This is a genomic window from Chryseobacterium sp. HMWF035, from assembly GCF_003094695.1.
GTDB lineage: Bacteria > Bacteroidota > Bacteroidia > Flavobacteriales > Weeksellaceae > Chryseobacterium > Chryseobacterium gambrini.
This window is the reverse complement of sequence record NZ_QEHP01000059.1, coordinates 1-9,979: the sequence shown is the minus strand read 5'-3', so window position 1 is coordinate 9,979 and position 9,979 is coordinate 1. Positions and strand designations below refer to the sequence as shown.

Here is a 9,979-nt window from a genome sequence, read left to right as displayed (position 1 = left end):
ATATGATTACAGCTGTATTAATCATTTTTGCAGGAGGAAATCCAGACAAAGTTTTCAAAACATAAAAGAGGTCGGATTTCTTCCGACCATGACTAGTACTACCCCCGAGCTGTCAAAAACAAAATCAAACGTTACTTCCTCCCCTTCTATTTTATTGAATCCCAAGTTGCCTGAAGATGCTCCTATCGGTTGGTCTTCAGAAAATACAACATTGTTCCGGCGGGTATATTTCTCTGGATTAAGCTGTACGAAAATGGTTTTTTTAGGGGTCTTTTTATAGTCGCTCGTTTCATATACTTCTATCCTCATTTTGTCTATAATTCCTAATGCTGCCTGTATCATCTTTCTTTTCTTTCTTTAAGTTTTTCCAATACTTCACGGGTACACTCTTTAATGAGCTGCGATTTTAGTTCCTGTATTTTTAAAGGATCCGTTTGCTGAGAACGGGCAGAATGCACCGGCTCTTCTTCAATCTTTACTTTGATGTGTAATTCTTTAATCTGAATAGCCATTTTTTAGTCATTATTAAAAATTAGGAACCGGAAGTTCTTTGAAAAAGTTATACTTCAATGTAATAGTCTCAATGACAATTTTATTCTGTTCGGCATCGAAATCACTGAATTCATAACTTAACGGAATGGCGTGTGATACATACCAGACTTTCAGAGGATTTCCTTTTTCATTTAATAAAGAAATAATGAGATTGGCAGGATAGAAAACGAAATCTTCCAAAGCCTGACTGCACCACATCGATAAACCAGACATATCCGAGGTAAGTCCTCTTTTCAGAACCAAATCCTGATATCCGGAACGCAGTGGCAAATGATGCTTGAATTTATTTTGTCCGCCTTCGGTGTAAGGTTCGGTTTCCATGGTAACTTTCAATCCGTTAACGCTTTGAAATTTTGTATCTACACTAAATTGTGGCAATAATTCAAAGATTACAGAAAAGTAAAAACCGGGAATAGGATTGCTCTCAGACATGATGTTTAGATTTATACGTGTTCTATGGTAAATCCGTGATTGGCTATTTCTACCGTATCTATGGCCGCTTCATTGGCATCAGATTTCATATCGGTGCATTTTAAAGAGACTATAAAACAGTCTTTTACTTTCCAGACTACTTTGGGTTCGTGGTTTTCGTCCAATAAAGAGATCGTGATATTGCGGCGTTCTACGGTATTTAATGCAACTGTATTGTACCAGTCGTAAAACTCATTATCTCCTGCAAAAACTCCTCTTTTAAGTGTAATATTGCTAAGTTTAAGCAATCCAGGCATTTTTTTCTTAAAAAATTCCGGGCTTGAGCCGACGCGATGTTCAATAACATCCATTTCTTTGTTTAATCCGGAAACTTCTGTAAAAGCTATTTTGCTACCGCCCCATTCTACACTGAAGTGAAACTTAGGTAGCGGAAAATCTGTATTTGGCATGATGTATAGTTTTAGAGTTAATAATTAAGATTTTTGTTGCATTTGTTTGAATTCCAAAATGATAAATTCTGCTGGTCTTGAAGGAGCGTATCCTATTTTCACAATCATTTTGCCATCCAGAATATCCTGTGCAGACATGGTTTGGTTTAGTCCGACTGCCACAAAAAATGCGTGTTCTGGTTTTGCTCCTGCCAAAGCACCGTCGTTCCAAAGGGTTGTTAAATAATTTTCGATCATTCCTTTCACATTGATCCATGTTTGTGCTACATTGGGTTCAAATACAAACTGCATGCAGGCTTTTTTGGTGGCTTCTTCAATCATATTCGCTAAACGTCTTACATTAATATACCGCCAGTCGTTGCTGTTTCCGTCCAATGTTCTCGCTCCCCAGACAAGGGTTCCTCTTCCTGTAAATTTCCGGATGGCATTGATGGATTTTCCTGTTTCGTGGATGTTCATTTCCTGTTGATCTTTATCGTTGAGATCATCTGTTAAACCTAAAATTCCGTTTATACTTACATTAGCAGGAGCTTTCCAAACACCTCTTGTAGCATCTGTTTGAGCATAAATTCCTGCAATGGCTCCCGAAGGTGGAACGGTGTTCAGTTTTTGGGAAAGTTTGGAAATAATTGTAGAGTATAATGGTATTTGTAAAATTAAATTGCGTTCATTTATTAACTCAAAGTCCTCAATTGAAACAAATGCCTGATTTATGGCATTCATAATTTGAATATGAAGCTTATTAAGTACAACCTGAATTTTAGTAAAATCAGGAATGTCATGTTTCGGAACAATTGGATCAGGTGCTACAGTCGCCTGTACAGTATTACTTAGTGCTCCGTCATATCTATTAATTGGAGCAGATTCTGTGATGGTTGAGATAGTTCCCCAATTACCTTTATAATCAGCATCCGTAATTACGAGAGCCAATGCAGCAACTGGAGAATCATCAGCTACTGATTTTGATAATTTTTGATATGCTTTTCTAAAATCGACTAAATCCTGTGTGTAAGACAATAATTTAAGAGTTATTACTTCCTCATTTATATATTGTTTTAGTTTGTCGGTTAAAGTTGTTGGATTTCCAAAAACTTTTAATAAATTCCAACATTTTCCAAGATTTGAATTTAATTCGGCTGCATTTAAAGTAACCCAATCCAATTTTTTGTTAGCGGCTAAAATAGTAGTCCAACTTGATTTAAGGGTTATAATGTCTGTATATAAATTTTTAAACAAATCAATTTTATCTTTTAAATCGGCATTGTTGGGATACAATGTTTTAAATCCATTTGGGATTGCTTCATTAATGTCTTTAAATCTAAATGTACTTGGAAAATTAGCCTGTAAATAAGGATAATATGCCGCTCCGTATTTCAGGAACTGATTTCCGACTCTTGTTCGGAATTCACCGCTATCACTATCTAGGTTTCCGGCATTATTCTGAACTTTAGTTTGCTTTACATCCATAATGGTAAACCTATCCATAAGATTGTTGCATTGCGTTAATGCCGCTTTTTGCACTTCGCTTAAATCTGCTGCAGATAAACTCACTGCATCTGGAAATAGTAATAAAGTAGGTTCGTCTTTTTTTTCTAACGCATCTAAACCTGCAGTAAATAATTTAGGATCGGTAAAATTTAAATTATCCTTATATAATCCGATAGAAACAATATAGCAAATCCCACCACCATTGGCGTAGAAAAGCCGTAAACTGTTGTAGAGTTTATAATCGCTTTCTGTAACCTTACATTCATCGGTAGGCTGGTTGTTTGCATCTAAAACTACCGTTACATTTTTGGGTTCTGGTGCACCTCCAAAAATTTGTTCGTACTCCAGCATAGAGGTTATCTTGACGGGTTCATTTTGTTGAGGAGCCTTTTCTGTAAATCCTACAAAAGCAGGTATGGCGGTTGCCACATTGGCAATGGAAGGAGGAAATGCATCTTTCTCGTCGATGTACACTCCTGGTGTTTTAATTGAGCTAATATTCATGATACAGTATTTATGGTTTATATTTATTTTTTTCTACGGGAACTATTTTCCAATCTTCTTTGGGTAATTTTTCGTCTTCTATTTTATATTCTCCGCTTTCTGATAATCCCGCCAAATCTTCTTTGTCATTTTCCCACAATTGGACTTCAGAGCTTTTAATAACTTTTTTATTCTTAAGACTTTCTTCCTTCTGGATAGGGATCATCCTCACCTGATACAAAACTGAAGGCATATATTTTGATCCGAGATAAGACCACATCTGATTCAGTTGATCGATTTTTAGGCTTACGATTTCAAAAATTAACTTTTCATGATCGCCTTTTGGTTCGTCTATCAATAAATTATTATTGGGAGGCTGCCAATAAAAAACCCGGTTGTTTTGAAGGTATCTAATTACCACTTCTAATTTTTCTATTCCTGTAGTGTAATCGGATTGTTTTATGTTATAAGAGGTGAACAGAAGTGATAAAATTAAATTCTGTGCAGGATTTCTGTATTTCGCTATGGTATCGCTTTCCGGAATATAATTTTTATATAAAGTCTGATTTTTTAATATCTTATCTTCTTCTATATTTACAATCGACAAAATAATGGAAGATTTGGAAGAAAGAAATTCATCTCCATCATTAAGCGTAGCAATGTTTGCCAGTTCAACAATTGGTGTTCCTGCTATTTCTGCATTGATTGCAGCAACAAGTTTTGAAAGGAACTCTATGATTTTCATTACATTAGTTTATAATAACGAATTTATAAATCATAATAATATTATACCGTAGGGAAAACACTGATTATATAATGGGGAAAACACCATTTTTTATTAAAGTCCTTGATTTTCAATAAAAAGAAAAGTAAAAAAAACGGTTAAAATGGCTCTTCAAAAATCTTTGTGATTAAATCTTGATATGCTGAGTTGGAAACCATAATTTATCATTGATCTTGCTTATAATTGTCATGCTGAGTTTAGCCTGCAAGATTCTTTAAATTATACCTCATCAGATTTCACAGCGTAAAATTAGTATGTCGAAAAAGTTTAATGTACCGCAAAAATTTTAGTATTGGAATATTGCTTCAGCTTGGGGATATGACATTAAAACCGTATTTCAATGTATCGTAATTCCTGCTATTGTTGGCGTGTTTGATTGGATATTAAAGCCAAATGAAAGTAAAAAAAGAAAATTTAAAAAACGATCACCCCAATAGCTTAATAAGTATGAAAGAAACTGTCTCATTCTCATTTAGAAAGCTTTTTCTTACTGACTTAGATTTTTATTGTTCAGCGCAGGTTTTTAAAACGCAAGTTGCATTTTAAAAACCCTATTTGTTGGAGGAACTCTGAACATTTTTTTTACCTGATCCCAACACTTTCATGTAATTTTTTCCACTTAGAAACAGTATTCTTGCTCATTTTAAAATGGCTTGCAAGCTGATGATTATTAAGATTATTTTTTTTTTGATATTCTAAAATCTCCATTATGCTTTCTTTGTTATAAGACCGAAATTTTTGGTTGACACTATTGTTATTATTCCCAAATATTAAATTGTTAAGTTTAATAACATCCATGAAAGATAGTTCATCCTTTAAAAGCAAACTTTCGCATAGTTGTTTTTTTTGCGGATATTTTTCCATTAATAAGTCATTATAAATTTGTTTGTAGTTTGGCTTTCTAAAGTGTTTCATTTATTGTTTTTTTTATCTGTATGATATTTGTTAACTAAAAATCATATGTAACTTATTATAAATTATTTATGTCTGTAAATTCAAAAAGTTATTTATTGAATCGTTATAATATTTTTATACTTCCTAAATGAAGAGACCATGTATTATATAGTCTTCTTCAGTCATTTTTATCATATTTAGAAATCCATTTATAAAGTGTTGTTTTAGGGATATTATATTTATCCATAATCTCTTGTTTAGACATATCGCCCTTTTTCAGTTTTTCGAGAATAAACTCAATAATTTCTTTTGTGTAAATACTCTTTCTGAAAGCAGGCATTTGGGATAAGTCATTCTGAACGAAAGCCAGATTATTAATACTCCGTGGTGGAGAATACAATATAAGATGCTGAGTATAAATTCTAAAAAAATCATACTCCAGTAATTTTGACCATTTCAGCAGATCATTGCACCGTAAATCTTCACTATTGAATTGCCTGACAATATCATCTTCATGACATTTAAAAAAATTGCATGCTCTGTTCATGTCTACATTACATTCCTGCATACGCATCTTTATAAAATTTCCTATATGAATATGTTTATATATCATAATACTATTTGTTTTTTTACGAAAAATGAAAAAGTGAAAGGTGAAAAAACATCATCTCTGATAAGAAATGAGTTAGTTCATTACGAACTCAACCCCGTATGGTTTTAGTTATTGAAGTGAAGTATTTTCTATGAGGAAGCAAATCTATTTTAAAAAACATATTTAATAGAAACATACATTCCATTAATTATAATTTTGTTGAAGATTATAAAATTCATCTGATCATTTTACCCTTGAAATGTGATAATGAACAAAAGCGTTCACAATTATCACAAACCACTTTAAATCAGTATTTTAAAATCAATTTTCCACTATACAAAATCATAATTTGTTGATCCATTTGTTTATTTCAGACTTTCTTAAACTGTAATTTTGCCGACGTTTTAAGCATTTAATGTATCACCTGTTCATTTGCTGTCTGCATCTGAAAATCGTCAAAATCAAGAAATCATAAAAAATAAAAACATGAATAGAAAAAATGTATTACTAATCGCATTATCTGTGACGGGAGTTTTAGCTCATGCACAAACTTCTTTAGGAAAAGTAGGGATTAATACTTCTTCACCCAATGCAACCCTTGATATTACAGCTAGTCCTAATGATAATAACACCGCCGATGGATTACTGGCGCCGAGACTTACCGGCAACGAATTAAAAGCCAAAGATTCTCTTTATGGTACTGACCAAACAGGCACTTTAGTGTACGCCACAGCAGCAGTTACAACTTCTTCTCCCAAAACAGCAAACATAACAGCAGCAGGATATTACTATTTCGATGGCTCTGTCTGGCAAAAAGTGAATACAGGAGCAGGAAACTTCTGGGGACTTACCGGAAATTCAGGAACCACAGGAGGAAGCAACTTTGTGGGTACTACTGATGCACAAAATCTTGTTTTTAAAGTAAATAATATAGAATCTGGTTACATTCAGCGTTCCGTATCCTCAACAGGCAGCTTTGATTATAAAACTTCTTTTGGCTACAATACTTTGTCTGCCGTTACAACAGGCGATCACAACACCGCATTTGGTCATGGTTCCGGTGCAGTAATTACTACAGGATCAGACAATACTTTAATAGGTTCAGAATCCGGTAAAGCGATTACCGGAGATGATACTTCCACCCCCAGTATAAAAGAGGCTGCTAGAAATACGGCTGTAGGTTCTCGTACACTATTTAGTGCAACTACAGGATATGATAATACGGCAATAGGAGCTTACGCTTTAGCGTCTAACACCACAGGAGTTAGAAATTTAGCAGTAGGTTCTAATGCTTTAGTAGACAACACAACCGGAGATAATAACGTAGCTGTTGGTGACACTTCATTAAATGCCAACACCACAGGCAGTCAGAATACGGCTTTAGGGCAAAGAGCATTAGCTTCAATGACTTCCGGAACAGGCAATACGGGTATTGGTGCTGCAACAGTCATAAGCAATGGTTTAACCAATGCTACGGCAGTAGGCTTCCAGGCTAATGCAACTCAAAGTAATAGTTTAATTCTGGGAAACAATGCCGATGTAGGTATAGGTACATCCACTCCTTCTAATAAATTACATGTTTCAGCCTCCGCTAATCCTGTCCGTTTTGAAGGCTTACAAACTACTGCTGTAACGACAGGTGAGGAACTTTTATTGGTAAATTCCAGTGGGGTTGTAAAAAAGGTAACCTTAGGTTCCGGACTGGGGATATCCGGAGGAGCTCTTATCGCTAATCCCAAATCAGGTGTGACGGCTTTAAATTCCGGTGCATCGGATCAGGTTGTTACCCAAGCTGCCGGATTTACACAATTGACTTTAAATGCGGAGCAAGCGGACGCGATCAGTAATTTTGATCCTACTACGGGAATTTTCACGGCAAGCTATACCGGTGCACATCTTATTACATTACCCTACAGAGTTACCAGTGGCGGAAACAGCATTTCGTTCGAGCTGTTTAATTCAACAGACAGTACTTCTCAAGGAACAATTACGATTACCAATGCAAGTAATACCAATTCCAATACTTATAGTACTGTAGTTAATCTAATAGCAGGAAAAAATTATTTCATCAGAGTCAGAGCCAATACTGCTGCAAGTGTTACAATAGACAGAGCTAATACTTACTTTTCTATGATTCAGTTATAAGCAAATATTAAAGTGGATAAAAAATGAGTATAAATCTTTATTAAACTTATCATCAATTCGCTTTTATGTTTTCATTACCGTTATCAAACTCGTAACACAACAAACATAATTTTAAAATCAAAATATATATTCGATGAACAAAAGCCATGTCATGGTGCTTTTATTATCTTCTTCCTTAGTCTTTGCACAGCAGGAATTAAGGACAGAGAATTATGAAAAGTATCCTACCGCGCAATCCGTGCGTGGAAAAAAGCAACAAAGCAGCAAAGACGGTTTGCTTGTTGCGGAAGGTATAATGTCGTATCCGGACTATGGAACGACTACTAAACATTTTGTAATAGGACAATCGGGAATCGCTCAAAGTATTTCTACCAAGGTTTCAAAAGAAGAGGGTACATTATTGGTTTCTTTTATGGTAAATTTTTCCAATGTAGATGCATCAAAAGAGCTTACTCTATTGGATCTGAAAGTCCCAACCTCTGCTTACAAAGGCAACAGCTTTGTACAATTGGCAGTAAAAAATCAGGGAAGTCAGTTTGCAATGAGTTTAATAGACAGCAAAAATCCTGAAAACAGAGCTAACCCTGTAAATGGTTTTACTTACAACGAAGACCATTTAGTGGTATTGCGTGTAAGCAATTTCAACACTGCCAAAGCAACCTGTGAACTATTTGTAGATGAAGCGATTAATAATCTCAAGGGAAGTATTGCTAAATTGCAGGGCTTACAATTACCTTTAGAAAAGCAACACGAAGCAACCGGAGAAATTCTGTTTACTTCTGTGCTGCACCAAGACAAAAAAGGAACTACTACAGACGGGAAAGCAGGGCTTCTGAAAATAAGCAGAGGTACGGAAAAAAGCATCAACGATTTGATAAATGCAGAATCAACCAAACTGGTAGCGACGAATGCCAGACAAGGAGTTTTGCAATTATTTACGAACAATACCTATCAAAACGCAGAGATTATTATTTACGGTATAGCAGGGAATGTGGTACAACGTTTATCTAATGTAACCATCAACAGAAACACACAGGAATTGCGGATTAATCAGTTACAACAAGGCGTGTATATGTTCAGCATACAAGATTCTAAAAACCAATATCAAACAAAATTTATTGCTAAATAAAATTCCATTTTAAAAAATTAATTAAATAAAAAAGATGAAAAAATCATTATTCATTATAAGTGCTTTTGCACTTTTATCGGTATCTAATATAAAAGCACAATCTACTTTAATTGCGGATAATTTATCTGCGGGTTCACAATTTACTTCCACTTTCAATCCGGATTTAACCAAAATAGCATCATTTCAGGATGAGCCCGCTACCAGCAATGGAGTATTTATTCATCATAGTGGTTCTACAACGATGGGTAATAAAAACACAGAAAACAGTAAAGCTCTTTTAGAGCTGTCTTCCAACAACAAAGGTTTTTTACCCACCAGACTTACTACTGCTCAAATTGAGGCACTGGGTGCAGCAACATCCGAAACAGGTATGGTAGTATACGATACTACAAAAAAATGCCTTTCCATATTTGATGGTACAAAATGGAACTGCGCAGGAGGAGCAGGAGGTGCTGTTGTTCTCAATCATAAAATAGTGGGTACCGGAGAAACTTATAATGCGAATAATAATCAACAGGGTTATGCGCCTTATACAGTACAGGCAGATGATCATATCATAGAATGGCAGGCTAAATCTACCAATGCTCTTGCTTACAATCATTCTAATGGTAATCTTACACCTTACACTTATCCTTTAGGAGTAAATGCGGCTGCTAATTTTATATTACCAGATCCTACGACTTGCAAAGGAAGAGAACTAAAGATCTATAATGCTTCCTATGAAGCAAATTATCCATCTGCAACGTACGCACATATTTTCACCAATTATCCTATCTACAATACCGTAAACAGCAGTCAGGTTCCTTATGGAAAACCAGCTATTGGGAACTACTTTATCTCATGGGCTGCCGGTGTAAATAAAGTTACTATTACAAGTAATGGTACATATTGGGTATCTGAAAATTATTCCAATTAATAAATTATTGAAGAAGTACCCGGTTACAATATAACAGTTGAATACATAAACACCTCAAAAAAATTGAGGTGTTTATATTATGATGATTCAAAATATTAAACAATCAGTTTAATAC

The 9,979-nt window shown here is 34.8% G+C and carries 11 protein-coding genes; 3 read left to right on the top strand and 8 right to left on the bottom strand.

Annotated elements, in window-relative coordinates:
• Positions 1 to 54: 54 nt before the first annotated feature.
• The 8 genes from DD829_RS10465 to DD829_RS10435 form a co-directional block, all read right to left on the bottom strand.
• A complete protein-coding gene (locus DD829_RS10465) occupies positions 55 to 342 on the bottom strand; it encodes a hypothetical protein (protein WP_108411446.1) in 288 nt (95 codons plus the stop codon).
• Complete coding sequence (locus DD829_RS23545; protein WP_165796743.1) at positions 339 to 512, bottom strand: DUF5908 family protein; 174 nt, start codon at positions 510 to 512, stop codon at positions 339 to 341. The genes DD829_RS10465 and DD829_RS23545 overlap by 4 nt, the downstream gene beginning before the upstream one ends.
• Before the next feature lie 13 nt (positions 513 to 525).
• On the bottom strand, positions 526 to 984 hold the full coding sequence (locus DD829_RS10460; RefSeq protein WP_076390628.1) for a phage tail protein: 459 nt from the start codon (positions 982 to 984) through the stop codon (positions 526 to 528).
• 11 nt (positions 985 to 995) lie between these two features.
• Positions 996 to 1,433, bottom strand: a complete 438-nt coding sequence (locus DD829_RS10455; RefSeq protein ID WP_076390627.1) for a phage tail protein — start codon at positions 1,431 to 1,433, stop codon at positions 996 to 998.
• A gap of 24 nt (positions 1,434 to 1,457) precedes the next feature.
• A complete protein-coding gene (locus tag DD829_RS10450; protein ID WP_228408165.1) occupies positions 1,458 to 3,425 on the bottom strand; it encodes a phage tail sheath C-terminal domain-containing protein in 1,968 nt (655 codons plus the stop codon).
• A gap of 10 nt (positions 3,426 to 3,435) precedes the next feature.
• A complete protein-coding gene (locus DD829_RS10445) occupies positions 3,436 to 4,149 on the bottom strand; it encodes a DUF4255 domain-containing protein (RefSeq protein WP_116547716.1) in 714 nt (237 codons plus the stop codon).
• A 621-nt stretch (positions 4,150 to 4,770) separates the two neighbouring features.
• A complete protein-coding gene (locus tag DD829_RS10440) occupies positions 4,771 to 5,103 on the bottom strand; it encodes a transposase (RefSeq protein ID WP_076390624.1) in 333 nt (110 codons plus the stop codon).
• A gap of 157 nt (positions 5,104 to 5,260) precedes the next feature.
• Entirely contained in the window at positions 5,261 to 5,695 is a 435-nt protein-coding gene (locus tag DD829_RS10435; protein WP_076390623.1) for a transposase, read from the bottom strand.
• A gap of 465 nt (positions 5,696 to 6,160) precedes the next feature.
• Here DD829_RS10435 and DD829_RS10430 point away from each other — a divergent pair, with 465 nt between their 5' ends.
• The 3 genes from DD829_RS10430 (at position 6,161) to DD829_RS10420 (ending at position 9,864) form a co-directional block, all read left to right on the top strand.
• The gene (locus tag DD829_RS10430) at positions 6,161 to 7,819 is read left to right on the top strand and encodes a beta strand repeat-containing protein (RefSeq protein WP_123906845.1); all 1,659 of its coding nucleotides are present in this window, start codon (positions 6,161 to 6,163) and stop codon (positions 7,817 to 7,819) included.
• Between the two features lie 133 nt (positions 7,820 to 7,952).
• Entirely contained in the window at positions 7,953 to 8,948 is a 996-nt protein-coding gene (locus tag DD829_RS10425; protein WP_108409733.1) for a T9SS type A sorting domain-containing protein, read from the top strand.
• A 34-nt stretch (positions 8,949 to 8,982) separates the two neighbouring features.
• Entirely contained in the window at positions 8,983 to 9,864 is an 882-nt protein-coding gene (locus DD829_RS10420) for a hypothetical protein (protein WP_108409732.1), read from the top strand.
• Positions 9,865 to 9,979 lie beyond the last annotated feature (115 nt).

Excerpts from the sequence above, each read along its gene's own strand:
- DD829_RS10465 (WP_108411446.1), bottom strand. The coding sequence starts at position 342 with ATGATACAGGCAGCATTAGGAATTATAGACAAAATGAGGATAGAAGTA.
- DD829_RS23545 (WP_165796743.1), bottom strand. The coding sequence starts at position 512 with ATGGCTATTCAGATTAAAGAATTACACATCAAAGTAAAGATTGAAGAA.
- DD829_RS10460 (WP_076390628.1), bottom strand. The coding sequence starts at position 984 with ATGTCTGAGAGCAATCCTATTCCCGGTTTTTACTTTTCTGTAATCTTT.
- DD829_RS10455 (WP_076390627.1), bottom strand. The coding sequence starts at position 1,433 with ATGCCAAATACAGATTTTCCGCTACCTAAGTTTCACTTCAGTGTAGAA.
- DD829_RS10450 (WP_228408165.1), bottom strand. The coding sequence starts at position 3,425 with ATGAATATTAGCTCAATTAAAACACCAGGAGTGTACATCGACGAGAAA.
- DD829_RS10445 (WP_116547716.1), bottom strand. The coding sequence starts at position 4,149 with ATGAAAATCATAGAGTTCCTTTCAAAACTTGTTGCTGCAATCAATGCA.
- DD829_RS10440 (WP_076390624.1), bottom strand. The coding sequence starts at position 5,103 with ATGAAACACTTTAGAAAGCCAAACTACAAACAAATTTATAATGACTTA.
- DD829_RS10435 (WP_076390623.1), bottom strand. The coding sequence starts at position 5,695 with ATGATATATAAACATATTCATATAGGAAATTTTATAAAGATGCGTATG.
- DD829_RS10430 (WP_123906845.1), top strand. The coding sequence starts at position 6,161 with ATGAATAGAAAAAATGTATTACTAATCGCATTATCTGTGACGGGAGTT.
- DD829_RS10425 (WP_108409733.1), top strand. The coding sequence starts at position 7,953 with ATGAACAAAAGCCATGTCATGGTGCTTTTATTATCTTCTTCCTTAGTC.
- DD829_RS10420 (WP_108409732.1), top strand. The coding sequence starts at position 8,983 with ATGAAAAAATCATTATTCATTATAAGTGCTTTTGCACTTTTATCGGTA.